This window comes from Pseudomonas sp. FBCC-B1565 (genome assembly GCF_059133265.1).
Genome location: NZ_CP101438.1, coordinates 1,873,116 through 1,888,686, shown reverse-complemented (window position 1 = coordinate 1,888,686; position 15,571 = coordinate 1,873,116). Strand labels below are relative to the sequence as shown.

The window sequence follows — 15,571 nt, the reverse complement described above, 5'->3', positions numbered from 1 at the left end:
ATTCAACAATTCGGGGGGGTTGTTCAGCCGACGGCGAGTGGCCGCGCCGCGTCGTTGCGCCAGCGGGCCAGGTGTTCGTCGGCGTAGCGCAGCACGCAGCGCAGCACGGCGCTTTCGTGTTGCACGAGGAAGAAGTGGTGGCCGTCGAACATGTCCAGGGAAAAGCCGCTGGCGGCGTCGAGTTGCCAGTCGAGCAACTGGTCGGCGCGCACGCTGTCCTGCTTGCCGCCGAACACATGGATCGGCATGCCCAGCGGTGCCCGCTCGCCGTAGGTGAAGCTGCCGCACAGCAGGAAATCGGCGCGCAGGATCGGCAGCATCAGTTGCATCAATTCGGGGTTGGCCAGGGCTTCTTCGGTGGTGCCTTGCAGTTCGCGCAGGCGGGCAATCAGTTGGTCGTCGGTCTTTTCGATGGCGTACTCGCTGACATCACGACGGGCTGGCCCGGCTGTGCCGGAGGCGAACAAGGCGAGCGGCGCCGGCACACCACGAGCGTTCAAGGCATGGGCCAATTCGAAGGCGAGCAGGCCGCCGAGGCTGTGGCCGAACAGGGCATAGGGACCGTTCAGATCGCGGCTGATTTCATCGGCGAGCTGCGCGGCCAGGGCCTTGATATCGCGTTGCAACGGCTCGTCCATGCGCATGCCACGGCCGGGCAATTCCAGCGGGCATACCTGCAACCACTCAGGCAGCGCCCGGCGCCAACGCGCATACACCATGGCGCTGGCGCCCGAATAGGGCAGGCAGAACAGCCGCAGTCGAGTCAGCGTACTCATCGAGTGACGACTCCAAACTGAAACACGCTGTATGCACGATAGAAACCCATTTCGTCCTCCTGCGGGTGCTGATCCTTGGCCGTTTTACTAACGGACCTGTCACCCAGAAGAACGGACGGCACCGGCAAATAATTAGTCGCCGGGTACAAGCGAGACGTGGTTCACACCGAACAAGAAAGCATAAGATTAGTTCGTCTTCTCATTTGACAATCATTATCATTCAGCATAATTTGTTGCCCGATGTGTAGGAGGCCCCGGCAAGGACGCCCTCCCCTAACCTCTTTTGCGACAAGGTGATTTCCATGACGGAACAAGTATCCACAGGCAGGTGCGACTCACCGCTTCTCCAGGCATTCGTCGATAACCGGCTGATTCTGGTGAAGATCGCGGCCCGCATTACCGGCTGTCGCTCCCGCGCCGAGGATGTAGTGCAGGACGCCTACTTCCGGCTGCAATCGGCGCCGACGATCACCTCATCGTTCAAGGCGCAATTGAGTTATCTGTTCCAGATCGTGCGCAACCTGGCCATCGATCACTACCGCAAGCAGGCCCTGGAGCTGAAATACTCCGGGACGGAAGAGGAAGGCTTGAATGTGGTTATTCACGGCGCTTCACCGGAAACCTCGCACATCAATTTCAACACCCTGGAAAACATCGCCGACGCCCTGACGGAGCTGCCCCAGCGCACCCGCTATGCGTTCGAGATGTACCGCCTGCACGGCGTGCCGCAAAAGGACATCGCCAAGGAACTGGGCGTATCGCCGACCCTGGTGAACTTCATGATCCGTGATGCGCTGGTGCACTGCCGCAAGGTGTCGGGCAGCCATAGCGATACGTTTGCACGTCGAGTGTGATGCCGGGCCGGTGGTGCCTCAGGGCACCGCCATCACATCAATGCGGTACGGCTCGAAAATCTTCAGCATCTCGCCATCGTCGCGCAAACGCTTGAGCAACGCGGCAAACGCGTCCCCCGTGATCGGCGCTTTCGGGCGCAACAACGCGTAGTGGTGATACACCTGGTCGATGCGCTCCGAGACCAGGAACTGCCCCGCCATCTGCGCATTGCGCACCATGAAATCACTCAGGTACGAGCGCGTCACCAAGGCGATATCGGCACGCCCGCGCGCGACCATCAGCAGGTTGCTGTCATGGGAGTAGGTCAACGTGGCGTTGAAGTGCTCGGCCATGTACTTGGGGTCGGGGTTGAAGTTGGCGAAGGCGTAGTGATAACCGCTGAACACCGCCAGGCGTTTACCTCTCAGGTCAGCGAAATAACTTTGGTCACGACCGGGCTCACGCTGGGCGACGAAGATTTCCGCATCTTCCAGGCCCATGTCGACCGACGTGTGGGCAATCTCCTGCCAGCCCCAGGCAGGGTTTTCGAAGATCGCCATATCCACGCGGCCCTGCTCGAAATCGCGAAAACGTCGCGGGATGGAGGTGGGCACCAAGACAAATTGGTAGTCGGTTTGCGCGGCGTTCAGGGCTTCGACCAGTTGCGGCAGCAAACCGGTGTCGGCACCCTGCTCCGGTCGCACGGTGTAGGGTGGGAAATGCGCCGCGCCGATGCGTACCAACTGCGCAGCCGAAGCCGGCATCCACCACGCGGTGCCCAGTGCCCAAAAGGTAAGTCCTGCAGCCAGCCGCCATGGCGAAAACATCAAGGCACGCACCGTTCAAAAACGCTAATGGCGATAAGCTAGGCGTTTTTGTCTGGAGAGACAACTTTCCAGCGGTAAATTAATAGCTTGCGCCTCAATCGGCCTTCAAAACCATCAGCAGGGCTTCTTCGGCCAACTGCTCCAGCGTCAGGCTGCCCTCGGCGCGAAACCAGGTGGTGGTCCAGGACAGTGCGCCGGTGAGGAAACGCCGCGTGATAAATACATCCCCACGGATGTAGCCCGCATCCTTGGCCTCCCCCAGCACTTGCAGCCAGAGCGCCTCGTACACATCGCGCAGGGCCAGCACCTGGGCCTGGCCTTCGGCCGACAACGAACGCCACTCGTACACCAGCACCGCCATGGCCTCGCCGCTGCCGCCCATGATCGACTGCAATTCGCAGCGGATCAGCGCCAGCACGCGTTCGCGCACGTTGCTCGCCTCTTCCAGCGAAGCGCGCATCATCGCGGTGTTGTAGTGGATGGTTTCCTCCATCACTGCGCGCAGGATCTCGTCCTTGCTCTTGAAGTGATGAAAGATACTGCCGGACTGGATGCCCACGGCGCTGGCCAGGTCGCGCACGGTGGTACGTTCGAAGCCCTTGTTGCGAAACAGATGGGCCGCGGTTTGCAGCAGCTTGCCCCGGGCACTGTCGGGGTCGGTCAATTGCCCGCCATCGACCATGGTGCGCATGACCCGCAGGGCTTTGTGCTCATCCATGCCTCTCTCCTCTACTTCCACGGACGTCTTGGCCGGCAATTTAGGCCGTGGCGGCCACCCAAGCAAGCGCTTGGCTGAAACTTGTATCCGCAGTTTACAAACCAAGCGCTTGCTTGGTAGTCTCGACCCCAGCCATTCGAGGAAGGATTTCTCATGAGCAAGACGGTTCGTATCGGCTGTGCCAGCGCCTTCTGGGGCGACACCTGCACCGCCGCCGCCCAATTGGTGCAGGGCGGCCAGCTGGATTACCTGGTGTTCGACTACCTGGCGGAAGTCACGATGTCGATCCTGGCCGGTGCGCGGATGAAAGATCCCCAGGCCGGCTATGCCACGGATTTCGTCGAAGTGCTCACGCCGCTGCTGGCCGATATCCAGCACCAGGGCATTCGTGTGATCAGCAACGCCGGTGGCATCAACCCCCAAGCCTGCGCCACCGCCCTGCAAACGGCCTGCGACAAAGCCGATATTCCCTTGAAAATCGCCGTGCTGCTGGGCGACGACCTGCAACCCCAACTCAAACACCTGCATGGCATCACCGACATGTTCAACGGCAGCCCACTGCCGCCGTTGTGCGTGTCCGCCAACGCCTACCTGGGCGCACCCGGCATCAGCCAGGCGCTGAAGCTGGGCGCGGATATCGTCATCACCGGCCGCGTGGTGGACAGCGCAGTGGTCAGCGCGGCGCTGGTGCATGAATTCGACTGGTCCTGGCAGGATTACGACCGCCTCGCCCAGGCCGCACTGGCCGGGCATATCATCGAATGCGGCGCGCAATGCACCGGAGGTAACTTCACCGATTGGCGCGACGTACCGGACTACGAGCACATCGGCTTTCCCATCGTCGAAGTCAGCGCCGACGGCCAATTCACCGTCAACAAGGTCGACGGTACAGGCGGCTTGATCAGCGAACTCAGCGTCGCCGAACAACTGCTGTATGAAATCGGCGACCCGCACGCCTACCTGTTGCCCGATGTGATCTGCGATTTCAGCCAGGTCAAATTGCAGCAGCAAGGCAACAACCAGGTACGCCTGCACGGCGCCAAGGGCTTGCCACCTACCGACCAGTACAAGGTCAGCGCCACTTACCCGGACGGTTTCCGCTGCACCGCCAGTTGCCTGATTGCCGGGATCGACGCGGTCGCCAAGGCCGAGCGGGTCAGCCAGGCGATCATCAACAAGACCTCGGAACTATTCAGCCAGCGCGGCTGGGCGCCTTACACCGAAGTGAACATCGAATTGCTCGGCAGCGAAGCCACCTACGGCGCCCACGCCAGGCGCCAGGACTGCCGCGAAGTGGTGGTGAAACTGGCGGTGCGTCACCCCAACAAACACGCACTGGTGCTGTTCGCCCGTGAGATTGCCCAAGCCGCGACCGGCATGGCGCCGGGCCTGACCGGCATCGTCGGCGGACGGCCGACGGTGTACCCGTTGATCCGACTGTTTTCGTTCCTGATCGATAAAACGGCCTGTGACCTGGCCATCGACTTCCAGGGCGAGCGCCACCCCTGCGCACTGCCACCTGCCGACACCCCGCGCCTGCCCGATGCGTCCATCGATCCGCCCAAGCCCCAAGGTCGCGCCGACGCCAGCGTGCCATTGGTGAAACTGGCCGTGGCGCGCTCCGGCGACAAGGGCAACCACAGCAATATCGGCGTGATCGCCCGCCATCCCGACTACCTGCCATGGATCGCCGAAGCACTCACCCCGCCAGTGATCGTCGACTGGATGGGCCATGTGCTCGACCCTGTGCACGGCCGCGTCGAGCGCTGGTATCTGCCCGGCAGCCACAGCCTCAACTTCCTGCTGGAAAACGCGCTGGGCGGCGGTGGCATCGCCAGCCTGCGCATCGACCCGCAGGGCAAAGCCTTCGCCCAGCAACTGCTGGATATCCCGATTGCCGTGCCGCAACACATTGCCGATCAACTCGCATAACAGGAGCGTTGCCGTGGCCTTCGACTCGATCTTCAAAGCCAACCTGTTCCAGGGGCAAACCGTGATAGTCACCGGTGGTGGCAGCGGCATTGGCCGTTGCACTGCCCATGAACTGGCGGCCCTAGGCGCTCACGTGATCCTGGTGGGACGCAAGGCGGACAAACTGCAGAACGTCGCGATAGAGATTGCCGAAGACGGCGGCAACGCCGATTGGCAGGTGTGCGACATCCGCGATGAAGAGGCGGTCAAGGCGCTGGTCAAACACATCCTGCATGCGCACGGTCCGATCCATGGCCTGGTCAACAATGCGGGCGGTCAGTACCCCTCGCCACTGGCCGCAATCAACCAGAAAGGCTTCGAAACCGTACTGCGCACCAACCTGGTCGGCGGTTTCCTGGTGGCGCGGGAAGTGTTCAACCAATCCATGAGCAAGCACGGCGGCGCCATCGTCAACATGCTCGCCGACATGTGGGGCGGCATGCCCGGCATGGGCCACTCGGGGGCGGCACGGTCGGGCATGGACAACTTCACCAAGACCGCCGCGTTCGAGTGGGGCTATGCCGGCGTGCGGGTCAACGCCGTGGCGCCGGGCTGGATCGCCTCCAGCGGCATGGACACCTACGAAGGCGCGTTCAAGGCGGCGATTCCCACGCTGCGCGAACATGTGCCGCTCAAGCGCATCGGCACCGAGTCGGAAGTCAGCGCGGCCATCGTGTTCCTGCTCAGCCCCGCCGCTGCCTTTATCAGCGGCAGCACACTGCGCATCGACGGCGCCGCCAGCCTGGGCAGCCGCGCCTGGCCGTTGCACAAGGCGCAGGCGCCGAGCGAACCCTTCAACGGCTTCCACCGCGCCTACTTGCCGGATGTGCTCAAGGCGGAGCAATAGACCATGCCAGTGATTGAATCCCTGATCGACGCCCACAGCGCCCCATTCGCAAAAAACCGCGAAGTCATGCTGGCCGCCATCGCCCAACTGCGTCAACTGGAAGACACCCTGCTGAGCAAGGCGCAGGACGCCAAGCCCAAGTTCGACAAGCGCGGCCAACTGCTGCCCCGCGAACGCCTCAACCTGCTGCTGGACCCGGGTGCGCCGTTCCTCGAACTGGCCAGCCTGGCCGGCTACAAGCTGCACGACGACAAGGACGGCAGCGCCGCCGGTGGTGGGTTGATCGCCGGCATCGGCTACGTCAGCGGCGTGCGCATGCTGGTGGTGGCCAATAACAGCGCGATCAAGGGCGGCACCATTTCCCCCACCGGCCTGAAGAAATCCCTGCGCCTGCAACAAATCGCCATGGAGAACAAACTGCCAGTGGTGACCCTCGCCGAAAGCGGCGGTGCAAACCTCAACTATGCTGCCGAGATCTTCGTCGAAGGTGCGCGCAGCTTCGCCAACCAGGCGCGCATGTCGGCCATGGGCCTGCCGCAGATCACCGTGGTGCATGGCTCGGCCACGGCCGGCGGCGCGTATCAACCGGGGTTGTCGGATTACGTGGTGGTGGTGCGCGGCCGGGCCAAACTGTTCCTCGCCGGCCCGCCGTTGCTCAAGGCCGCGACCGGCGAAGTGGCGACCGATGAAGAACTGGGCGGTGCCGAGATGCACGCACAAACCGCCGGCACCGCCGAATACCTGGCGGAAAACGATGCGGACGGCGTGCGCATCGCGCGCGAAATTGTCGGCCTGTTGCCCTGGAATGATCGCCTGCCACAGACGCTGAAACGTGCCTACGCAGAACCGCTGTACCCCATCGAAGAGCTGCTGGGCCTGATCCCGGACGACCCGAAAAAGCCCTACGACGTCCGCGAAATCCTCGCGCGCCTGGCCGACGGCTCGCACTTCCTCGAGTTCAAGGGCGAGTTCGACGCCCACACCGTCTGCGGCCACATGCACCTCCAGGGCCGCGCCGTCGGCGTGATCGGCAACAACGGCCCTATCACACCGAAGGGGGCGAGCAAGGCCGCGCAATTTATCCAACTGTGCGACCAGAGCCGCACGCCGCTACTGTTCCTGCACAACACCACCGGCTTCATGGTGGGCACCGAGTCGGAGCAGCAAGGCGTGATCAAGCACGGCGCGAAGATGATCCAGGCGGTGGCCAATGCACGGGTGCCTAAACTGACCATTGTGGTCGGCGGTTCCTACGGTGCCGGTAACTATGCGATGTGCGGTCGCGGCCTGGACCCGCGCTTTATCTTCGCCTGGCCCAACAGCCGCACGGCGGTGATGGGCGGTGCCCAGGCCGGCAAGGTGCTGCGCATCGTGACAGAGGCCAAGCAATTGAAGGACGGCCTGGTGCCGGACCCCAAGGTGCTGGACATGCTGGAACAGGTCACTGCGCAGAAGCTCGACAGCCAGTCCACCGCGCTGTATGGCAGCGCGAACCTGTGGGACGACGGGCTGATTGACCCTCGGGATACACGGACCTTGCTCGGTTTTCTGCTGGATATTTGTCATGAGGCTGAGGTGCGGCCATTGCAGCCCAACAGCTTTGGTGTGGCGCGCTTCTAATCAGGAGAACAATAAAAATGATCTTCACCCAAGAACACCAGGAACTGCGCCGCAGCGTCCGCGCCTTCGTCGACCGCGAGATCAACCCCCATGTGGACGAATGGGAAAAGGCCGGGCGCTTTCCCATCCACGATATTTTCCGCAAGGCCGGTGACCTCGGCCTGCTGGGCATCTCCAAACCAGAGAAGTTCGGCGGCATGGGCCTGGACTACAGCTATTCCATTGTCGCCGCCGAAGAGTTCGGCACCGTCCGTTGCGGCGGCATTCCCATGTCCATCGGCGTGCAGACCGACATGTGCACACCGGCCCTCGCCCGCTTCGGCTCCGATGCACTGCGCGAAGAATTCCTGCGCCCGGCCATCAGCGGCGAGCAGGTCGGCTGCATCGGCGTCTCGGAAACCGGCGCCGGTTCCGACGTGGCCGGGTTGAAGACCCATGCGCGCAAGGATGGCGACGACTACGTGATCAACGGCAGCAAGATGTGGATCACCAACTCGCCCAGCGCCGACTTCATCTGCCTGCTGGCCAACACCTCCGATGACAAGCCGCACATCAACAAGTCGCTGATCATGGTGCCGATGAACACCCCCGGCATCAGCGTCAGCCCGCCCCTGGAAAAGCTCGGCATGCACAGCTCCGAGACCGCCCAGGTGTTTTTCGACGGCGTGCGCGTGCCGCAACGCAACCGCATCGGCCACGAAGGTGCGGGGTTCATGATGCAGATGCTGCAATTCCAGGAAGAACGCCTGTTTGGCGCGGCCAATATGATCAAGGGCCTGGAGCATTGCATCGACAGCACCATCGAGTACTGCAAGGAGCGCCAGACCTTTGGCAAGGCGCTGATCGACAATCAGGTCATTCACTTTCGCCTGGCCGAACTCTCCACCGAAATCGAATGCCTGCGTGCGCTGGTCTACCAGGCCACCGAGCAGTACATCAAAGGCCAGGACGTGACGCGCCTGGCGTCCATGGCCAAGCTCAAGGCCGGGCGCCTGGGCCGCGAAGTCAGCGACAGTTGCCTGCAATACTGGGGCGGCATGGGCTTCATGTGGGACAACCCTGTGGCCCGCGCCTATCGCGATGTGCGGCTGGTGTCGATCGGCGGCGGCGCCGATGAAATCATGCTGGGCATCATCTGCAAGTTGATGGGCACCTTGCCGGGGAAAAAACCATGAACACCTTGTTGCTCGAACCCCACAACGGCGTGCTGCACATCACCCTCAACCGGCCCGACTGCCGCAATGCGATGAGCCTGGAGATGGTCAATGAACTGCGCGCGGTGTTGGCGCAGTTGGATGTCCAGACGCGCGCGGTAGTGATCAGCGGCGCCGGCGGACATTTCTGCGCCGGGGCGGATGTGAAGGACCTGGTCACGGCGGGCAATCAACTGCAGGCGCTGAACCGGGCGTTTGGCACGTTGCTGCAAGAAGTCGAAGCGCTGTCGCAAGTGGTGATCGTCGTGCTGCAAGGCGCGGTGCTGGGCGGTGGGTTTGGGTTGGCGTGCGTGAGCGATATCGCCATCGCCGATCACCAGGCGCAATTCGGCTTGCCGGAGACCAGCCTGGGCTTGCTGCCCGCGCAGATTGCACCGTTTGTGGTCAAGCGCATCGGGCTGACCCAGGCACGGCGGCTGGCGCTGACGGCGGCACGGTTTGATGGGCTTGAAGCTGAGCGGCTGGGGGTGGTGCACTTTACCGAGCGCGACCCGCAGGCGTTGGCGCAGCGGTTGGATGACGTGCTGGGGCAAGTGCTGAAGTGTGCGCCGGGGGCGAATGGGCGGACTAAAGCGCTGTTGCTGGCCAGTGTGGATGAGCCGCTGGAGGCGGTGCTGGATCGGGGCGCGCAGTGGTTTGCCGAGGCGGTGCGCAGTGAGGAAGGGATTGAGGGGACGCAGGCGTTTGTACAGAAAAGAAAGCCTCGGTGGTGCAAATGACGCCATCGGGGGCAAGCCCCCTCCCACACTGTGGGAGGGGGCTTGCCCCCGATGAGGCCCGATCAGACACCCCATCAGCCAAGGGATAAACCCATGCCCGCCTTCAACAAAATCCTGATCGCCAACCGCGGCGAAATCGCCTGCCGCATCCAGCGCACTGCGCAAGCCCTGGGCTACCGCACCGTCGCCGTCTACAGCGACTCCGACGCCCAGGCCCTGCACGTGCAGATGGCTGATGAAGCCGTCCATATCGGCGCGGCCCCTGTGCAACAGTCGTACCTCAATATCGAGGCGATCCTCGCCGCCGCCAGACTCACCGGCGCCGATGCGATCCACCCCGGCTACGGCTTCCTCTCGGAAAACCCCGACTTCGCCCGAGCCTGCCAACACGCCGGCCTGACCTTCATCGGCCCCAGCGTCGAGGCCATCGAACTGATGGGCAGCAAACGCCTGTCCAAACTCGCCATGCTTGACGCCGGCGTGCCGTGCATTGCCGGCTACCAGGGCAGCGCCCAGGACGACGCCACCCTGCAACAGGAAGCCGAGCGCATCGGCTACCCGTTGATGATCAAGGCCAGCGCCGGTGGCGGCGGACGTGGCATGCGCCTGGTGCACCAGCCAGAAGCGCTGCTGGACAACCTGCATACCGCCCGTTCGGAAGCGAAAAATGCGTTTGGCAGCGACGAACTGATCCTCGAACAAGCGCTGGTCGAGCCGCGCCACGTTGAGATCCAGTTGTTCGGCGACAGCCACGGTCAGCTGATCTACCTCGGCGAACGCGACTGCTCGGTCCAGCGCCGCCACCAGAAAGTCATCGAAGAAGCCCCCTGCCCCATCATGACGCCCGAGTTGCGCCAGGCCATGGGCGAAGCCGCATTGAAGGCCGGGCGCGCGGTGAATTACGTCGGCGCCGGCACCGTGGAGTTCCTGCTCGACCGTAGCGGCCGCTTCTACTTCCTGGAAATGAACACCCGCTTGCAGGTCGAACACCCGGTCACCGAGCTGATCACCGGCCTCGACCTGGTGGATTGGCAGTTGCAGATCGCCGCCGGGCAACCGCTGCCGTTGACCCAGTCGGAGGTGACCCTGAGCGGCCATGCCATGGAAGTGCGCCTGTACGCTGAAGACCCGGCCCAGGGCTTTCTGCCGCAAACCGGCGAGGTACTGCGCTGGGAACCGGCGGCCGGCGTGCGCATCGACCATGGCGTGGTGCAGGGCCAACGTATCAGCCCGTTCTACGACCCGATGCTGGGCAAGCTCATCGCCCACGGCGCCACCCGTGAAGAAGCGCGGCGCAAACTGCTGCGGGCGGTGGAAGACACGCTGTTGCTGGGCGTCGCAACCAATCAGCAACTGCTGGCTGACCTGCTCAAGCACCCGGACTTTATCAACGGCGATTTCAGCACCGGGTTTATCGCCGAGCACTTCAGCGAGATACCGCGTCCTTCTGTGTCGAGCGAACAGCTCGCCCTGGCCGCTGCACTGTTCTACACCCACAGTGCCGAGCAACATCCCCACGGTCTGTCGGGCTGGCGCAACAACGCCAGTAGCCCTTGCACCTACCGCCTTGAGGTCAACGGTGAAATCCACACCGTCAGTACCGAACCCCTGCTGCTCAGCGCCGACGGTCGCCACGCCACCCTGATGCTCAACGGCATCCGTCGACGCATGGCCTATCATCTCGAAGGCGACCAACTGTGGCTACCCGGCCTGTGCGTGACCAACCGCACCCAGCAAGTGGCCAGCCGCCAGGCCGATGCCAGCAGCGGCACGGTCAAGGCGCCGATGGACGGCGCCATCGTTGATGTGCGGGTCAGCGCCGGTGACAGCGTCACCAAGGGCCAACTGCTGCTGGTGCTCGAAGCCATGAAAATGGAGCATCCGCTGACCGCCGGCATCGACGGCGTGATCAAGGGCGTGCAGGTGATTGCCGGTGACCAGGTGCGCAATCGCCAGGTTTTACTCGAGATCATCTAGCCCCCTAGGCGGAACTACAGGGCCGGGCTACGCTCTATCCCCAACAGAAAGGGAAGAGTACGGGAACCTGCGCGATGCCTCATTGGCTGATTATTGACCTTGAAGCCACAACGGATGAAGGCGGCTGGCCCGTGACGGAGATGGAAGTCATCGAGATCGGCGCAAGCCTGGTCAACCGCCAGGGCCGCGAGCTGGATCACTTCCAGCGCTTTGTGCGGCCGCTGCGCCGCCCCTTGCTGACGCCTTTTTGCCGGCAGTTGACCCACATCACCCAGGCGAACATTGATGGCGCAGTGCCGATCACCGAGGTATGGCCGCTGTTTGAACGCTGGCTGGGCCAGCACCAGGCGCGCCTTGAGGGGTGGGCCAGTTGGGGCGATTACGATCGCAGGCAACTGGAGCTGGAATGGCAGCGCCATGGCCTGGCCAGCGCCCTCGCCACCACGCCCCATGTGAACCTCAAGCAGCGCTTCGCCAAGGCCCGGCGCCTGGACAAGCCGCTGGGGCTCAACGGTGCCCTGCAATTGGCGGGGATGCAGTTCCATGGCCAGCAACATCGGGCGCTGGAGGATGCGCGCAACACGGCGCGCCTGCTGCCGTTGATTTTGCCGGTCTAGGCAGCTTCCCTGGCCTTGGGCATACTGGCCGACCTTTCCAGACCCTTTTCCGAGGAATCGCCCATGTTTAAAGTCAACGAGTACTTCGACGGCACCGTCAAGTCGATCGCTTTCGGCACCGCAGAAGGTCCGGCGACCATCGGCGTCATGGCCCCCGGCGAATACGAATTCGGCACCGCCCAGCGTGAAATCATGCACGTGGTGTCCGGTGCCCTGACCGTCAAGCTGCCTGATGCCAGCGACTGGGAAACCTTCGCCGCCGGCAGCCAGTTCAACGTGCCGGCCAACAGCAAGTTCCAACTCAAGGTCGCCGTGGACACCGCTTACCTGTGCGAATACCGCGGCTAAGGGTTTCCCGGAAGCAAAAAAATGCCCGTCTCCTGCGAGACGGGCATTTTTTATGGGCGTCGAACACTATTCGAGAATGGTCACCGGCATCCCCACTTCCAGGCGGCCGATGCCATCGTTGACCAGGTTCTGGCCGAAGATCGCGCCATTTTCAGTCTTGCGATAGGTTTCCAGCGTGGCGAAGGGTTCACGGTCAGCACTGCGTTCGCCGGTCTGCGGATCGATGGTGGTGAGGATGCAGCGCGAGCAGGGCTTGACCGCACGGAACTCCACATCACCGATACGCAGGCGCTTCCAGCCATCTTCGGCGAAGGCGGTGCTGCCTTCGATCACCAGGTTGGGTCGAAAACGCAGCATCTCCATGGGCCGGCCGATGCGTTGCGAAAGGTCATCCAGCGAAGCCTGGCCAATCACCAGCAGCGGGTAGCCATCGGCAAACGCGACCTGGTCATCGTCCTTGCCATAACCGGCCTCGGTGGTGCGGGCGCGTTCGAGGGGGATCTGCACCAGGCGCGTCGGTTTGCCGATAAAGTCACTGACCCAGGCCGCTGCCGCGTCGCCTGCGTCCGGCACCCGCAAGGTGTCGCGCCAGATGGTCACACCGCGCAACTCGGCATTACCGCCCGGCAGTGCGACATCCAGCGGCGTGTAACCGGGCGAACTCAAGGTGAGCCCGCCGTTGCGGTTCCACAGTGCCGACAGTTGACTCATCTTGGCCACGGCGCGCTGCGTGAGGAAGCGCCCGCTGGCTTCGTCCACCAGCATCCAGCGTCGATCCCCTTCCACCCCGAGCTTATCCAGGCCGACCTGTTGCAGGATTTCGGCCTTGCCGGACTTCAAGGGGTAACGGTACAACGCGCTGAGACGAAGCATGGGCCTGCATTCCTGAGGGGCAAAGCCATCACCCTAAGGTCATGCGGGCACTTCGTCCAGCATCAGACGCTGACGCACCACGTCCACCAGCTTGTCGGGCTGGAATTTGGACAGGAAATTGTCGCAGCCGACCTTCTTCACCATCGAGTCGTTGAAGCTGCCTGACAGCGAGGTGTGCAACACCACGTAAAGGCTGCGCAGGCGCGGATCGTTGCGGATCTCGGTGGTGAGACGGTAACCGTCCATCTCGGGCATTTCGGCGTCGGTGAAAATCATCAGCAGCTTGTCGGTCATCACATGGCCGGCGTCGGCCCAGGCCTTGAGCATGTTCAACGCCTTGAGGCCGTCACTGGCGATGTGCATCTTCACGCCCAGTTGGCCAAGGGTGTCGCGCAGTTGCGAGAGGGCCACGTTGGAGTCATCCACCAGCAGCACTTCGCGGCCGCGGGCGCGCTCCAGCACCGGGTCTTCGAGTTTCTCGCGGGAAACCTTGGCGTTGTACGGCACGATCTCGGCCAGGACTTTTTCTACGTCGATGATTTCCACCAACTGGTCGTCGACCTTGCTGATGGCGGTGAGGTAATGCTGGCGCCCGGCACTGGTCGGTGGCGGCAGGATGGCCTCCCAGTTCATGTTGACGATGCGGTCCACACCGCCCACCAGGAAGGCCTGCACCGAGCGGTTGTACTCAGTCACGATGATGGTGCTGTTGGGGCCAGGCACCAGCGGGCGCATGCCGATGGCCTGGGACAGGTCGATCACCGGCAGGGTCTGGCCACGCAGGTTGACCACACCGCACACGAAAGGATGACGCTGGGGCATCAGGGTCAACTTGGGCAGTTGCAGCACTTCCTGCACCTTGAACACGTTGATGGCGAACAATTGGCGCCCCGCCAGGCGGAACATGAGGATCTCCAGGCGATTCTCACCCACCAGTTGCGTGCGTTGATCTACCGTGTCGAGAATGCCGGCCATTAAAAGCTCCTGATGCGCTGAGGAATTTGTGCGGTTCACATAAGGTGAGTTATCGGCGGCGAACGCCAGACCTTGACCCCCGTAAAATGCCACGTAAATCCATTGATGTCACACTGACATCATGCTTTACTGCGCTGGCCTCTCCGTATGGCAAGAAAGCGACGTTGCGCGACATTCAATTCGACGCAAGGTTCCGCTATGTAAGGGATTCCCCTACGCACAATCAGGCCCAACCTGATATTCGCAATATCTAATAGCCATTAATGTGACGCCATTCTCAATGCATGAATGGAGTCAGGCTTTTGTTTGCCATCCCAAGCCCTCGGCCCACGGGCCTTCCAGACATACAGATGTCGGCAATCGAAGGTGTGCAATTGACCCCTTTCATGAGGGCAGCGCACAGCCGTTGCCGTCACTCTAATAAACGTCCTACTGAAAACTCAGAAGCCGCCTACAGGTCCCAGTCATATTTCGGCGCTATTTTTAAGCCATTCACCCAGTGCGACATCTCATCACCCGACCTTATGTTGTGGAGACTTGTATGATGAACAGCGCAAATGAATGGCAAACCACACTCCCCGAGTTCCTGCTTGAAGCAGAAACGCTGCTGGCCAAGTCGGAAGAGTGCTTGAGCCACCTGCACCTGATTCGCGACGACAGCGACGCCATCGACTGCATGAAGTCCAGCCTGGCCAAACTGGCCGAAAAGGCCGACAGCCTGGCCCTGCAGGTGATCAGCGAGTTTTCCCGGCATATCCAATACCTGATCGCCAATGCGGCAAGCCCGATGCAACTGCATGACCAGGCGCTGGATGCACTGCATGCGTGCCTGACGCTACTCGCGTGGCAACTGGAACTGATCGATGTGCGTACCGGCGAACTGAGTATGGACGAGAGTGAGCAGGCGACATTGATTGCAACCGTCACGCTGCAGATCCCGCAGAAGGATTTCACTTATAAACCGCAGCAGCGTGTGCACCACGCCTCTTGAGTGGATAACAAGTCGTATTCGAACCCGAAGTTATCTAAAAACGACACGACTATTAACTCGTTGGACTTGAACAGCGCAGACAAAGATATCAATTAGCCATTAACGGTAATAACGATACAACCAAACAGAAATAATATAACTTCCCCACTCCATGAACTCTGGGAATACCGCCCGGAGCATTTGCGCGGTCAATAATCCGGTGAGGCACGGCACCAGGCGACCAACGGTAACAGTGGTGGTACTATGCCCCGCTCGAAGTGACTC

At 62.1% G+C, this 15,571-nt stretch carries 15 protein-coding genes; 10 read left to right on the top strand and 5 right to left on the bottom strand.

Annotated features, from left to right (window positions below; all coding sequences use genetic code 11):
* Positions 1-23: 23 nt before the first annotated feature.
* Positions 24-776, bottom strand: coding sequence for a thioesterase II family protein (locus NL123_RS09025; protein WP_494357599.1), 753 nt, complete (start codon positions 774-776; stop codon positions 24-26).
* A 302-nt stretch (positions 777-1,078) separates the two neighbouring features.
* On the opposite strand from NL123_RS09025, the gene NL123_RS09020 reads away from it, so the two are divergent.
* Entirely contained in the window at positions 1,079-1,630 is a 552-nt protein-coding gene (locus tag NL123_RS09020) for an RNA polymerase factor sigma-70 (RefSeq protein WP_005789991.1), read from the top strand.
* 18 nt (positions 1,631-1,648) lie between these two features.
* On the opposite strand, the gene NL123_RS09015 is transcribed toward NL123_RS09020, so the two are convergent.
* Complete coding sequence (locus tag NL123_RS09015; RefSeq protein WP_248483363.1) at positions 1,649-2,437, bottom strand: substrate-binding periplasmic protein; 789 nt, start codon at positions 2,435-2,437, stop codon at positions 1,649-1,651.
* A gap of 94 nt (positions 2,438-2,531) precedes the next feature.
* Positions 2,532-3,155 carry a TetR/AcrR family transcriptional regulator gene (locus NL123_RS09010; protein WP_071489790.1) on the bottom strand — a complete coding sequence of 208 codons (624 nt, stop codon included), beginning with the start codon at positions 3,153-3,155 and terminating at the stop codon, positions 2,532-2,534.
* A 153-nt stretch (positions 3,156-3,308) separates the two neighbouring features.
* Between NL123_RS09010 and NL123_RS09005 the strand changes: the two genes are divergently transcribed.
* The 8 genes from NL123_RS09005 to ppnP all read left to right on the top strand — a co-directional run bounded on the left by NL123_RS09005 (position 3,309) and on the right by ppnP (position 12,468).
* On the top strand, positions 3,309-5,087 hold the full coding sequence (locus NL123_RS09005; RefSeq protein WP_494357598.1) for an acyclic terpene utilization AtuA family protein: 1,779 nt from the start codon (positions 3,309-3,311) through the stop codon (positions 5,085-5,087).
* A 13-nt stretch (positions 5,088-5,100) separates the two neighbouring features.
* Positions 5,101-5,973 (top strand): SDR family oxidoreductase, encoded by an 873-nt coding sequence (locus NL123_RS09000; RefSeq protein ID WP_494357597.1) that lies wholly within the window; start codon positions 5,101-5,103, stop codon positions 5,971-5,973.
* 3 nt (positions 5,974-5,976) lie between these two features.
* A complete protein-coding gene (gene atuC, locus NL123_RS08995) occupies positions 5,977-7,593 on the top strand; it encodes a geranyl-CoA carboxylase subunit beta (protein ID WP_494357596.1) in 1,617 nt (538 codons plus the stop codon).
* A gap of 17 nt (positions 7,594-7,610) precedes the next feature.
* A complete protein-coding gene (gene atuD / locus NL123_RS08990; RefSeq protein ID WP_494357595.1) occupies positions 7,611-8,768 on the top strand; it encodes a citronellyl-CoA dehydrogenase in 1,158 nt (385 codons plus the stop codon).
* Complete coding sequence (locus NL123_RS08985; RefSeq protein WP_494357594.1) at positions 8,765-9,526, top strand: enoyl-CoA hydratase/isomerase family protein; 762 nt, start codon at positions 8,765-8,767, stop codon at positions 9,524-9,526. The genes atuD and NL123_RS08985 overlap by 4 nt, the downstream gene beginning before the upstream one ends.
* 93 nt (positions 9,527-9,619) lie before the next feature.
* On the top strand, positions 9,620-11,503 hold the full coding sequence (locus tag NL123_RS08980) for an acetyl/propionyl/methylcrotonyl-CoA carboxylase subunit alpha (protein WP_494357593.1): 1,884 nt from the start codon (positions 9,620-9,622) through the stop codon (positions 11,501-11,503).
* Positions 11,504-11,577: 74 nt separating this feature from the next.
* The gene (locus NL123_RS08975; protein ID WP_071492722.1) at positions 11,578-12,120 is read left to right on the top strand and encodes a 3'-5' exonuclease; all 543 of its coding nucleotides are present in this window, start codon (positions 11,578-11,580) and stop codon (positions 12,118-12,120) included.
* Between the two features lie 63 nt (positions 12,121-12,183).
* Positions 12,184-12,468 (top strand): pyrimidine/purine nucleoside phosphorylase, encoded by a 285-nt coding sequence (ppnP, locus tag NL123_RS08970; protein ID WP_058424671.1) that lies wholly within the window; start codon positions 12,184-12,186, stop codon positions 12,466-12,468.
* A 66-nt stretch (positions 12,469-12,534) separates the two neighbouring features.
* On the opposite strand, the gene NL123_RS08965 is transcribed toward ppnP, so the two are convergent.
* Complete coding sequence (locus NL123_RS08965; protein ID WP_494357592.1) at positions 12,535-13,341, bottom strand: MOSC domain-containing protein; 807 nt, start codon at positions 13,339-13,341, stop codon at positions 12,535-12,537.
* A gap of 39 nt (positions 13,342-13,380) precedes the next feature.
* A complete protein-coding gene (locus tag NL123_RS08960; RefSeq protein WP_058424673.1) occupies positions 13,381-14,316 on the bottom strand; it encodes a chemotaxis protein CheV in 936 nt (311 codons plus the stop codon).
* A 541-nt stretch (positions 14,317-14,857) separates the two neighbouring features.
* Between NL123_RS08960 and NL123_RS08955 the strand changes: the two genes are divergently transcribed.
* Complete coding sequence (locus NL123_RS08955; RefSeq protein WP_179029427.1) at positions 14,858-15,307, top strand: hypothetical protein; 450 nt, start codon at positions 14,858-14,860, stop codon at positions 15,305-15,307.
* The last annotated feature ends 264 nt before the right edge of the window (positions 15,308-15,571 follow it).

Bases quoted from the DNA above. Each gene is read 5' to 3' on its own strand.
- atuD (WP_494357595.1), top strand. From the start codon at position 7,611: ATGATCTTCACCCAAGAACACCAGGAACTGCGCCGCAGCGTCCGCGCC.
- NL123_RS09010 (WP_071489790.1), bottom strand. From the start codon at position 3,155: ATGGATGAGCACAAAGCCCTGCGGGTCATGCGCACCATGGTCGATGGC.
- ppnP (WP_058424671.1), top strand. From the start codon at position 12,184: ATGTTTAAAGTCAACGAGTACTTCGACGGCACCGTCAAGTCGATCGCT.
- NL123_RS09015 (WP_248483363.1), bottom strand. From the start codon at position 2,437: ATGTTTTCGCCATGGCGGCTGGCTGCAGGACTTACCTTTTGGGCACTG.
- NL123_RS09020 (WP_005789991.1), top strand. From the start codon at position 1,079: ATGACGGAACAAGTATCCACAGGCAGGTGCGACTCACCGCTTCTCCAG.
- NL123_RS08960 (WP_058424673.1), bottom strand. From the start codon at position 14,316: ATGGCCGGCATTCTCGACACGGTAGATCAACGCACGCAACTGGTGGGT.
- NL123_RS08985 (WP_494357594.1), top strand. From the start codon at position 8,765: ATGAACACCTTGTTGCTCGAACCCCACAACGGCGTGCTGCACATCACC.
- NL123_RS08955 (WP_179029427.1), top strand. From the start codon at position 14,858: ATGATGAACAGCGCAAATGAATGGCAAACCACACTCCCCGAGTTCCTG.
- NL123_RS08975 (WP_071492722.1), top strand. From the start codon at position 11,578: ATGCCTCATTGGCTGATTATTGACCTTGAAGCCACAACGGATGAAGGC.
- NL123_RS08980 (WP_494357593.1), top strand. From the start codon at position 9,620: ATGCCCGCCTTCAACAAAATCCTGATCGCCAACCGCGGCGAAATCGCC.
- NL123_RS09025 (WP_494357599.1), bottom strand. From the start codon at position 776: ATGAGTACGCTGACTCGACTGCGGCTGTTCTGCCTGCCCTATTCGGGC.
- NL123_RS08965 (WP_494357592.1), bottom strand. From the start codon at position 13,341: ATGCTTCGTCTCAGCGCGTTGTACCGTTACCCCTTGAAGTCCGGCAAG.
- atuC (WP_494357596.1), top strand. From the start codon at position 5,977: ATGCCAGTGATTGAATCCCTGATCGACGCCCACAGCGCCCCATTCGCA.
- NL123_RS09005 (WP_494357598.1), top strand. From the start codon at position 3,309: ATGAGCAAGACGGTTCGTATCGGCTGTGCCAGCGCCTTCTGGGGCGAC.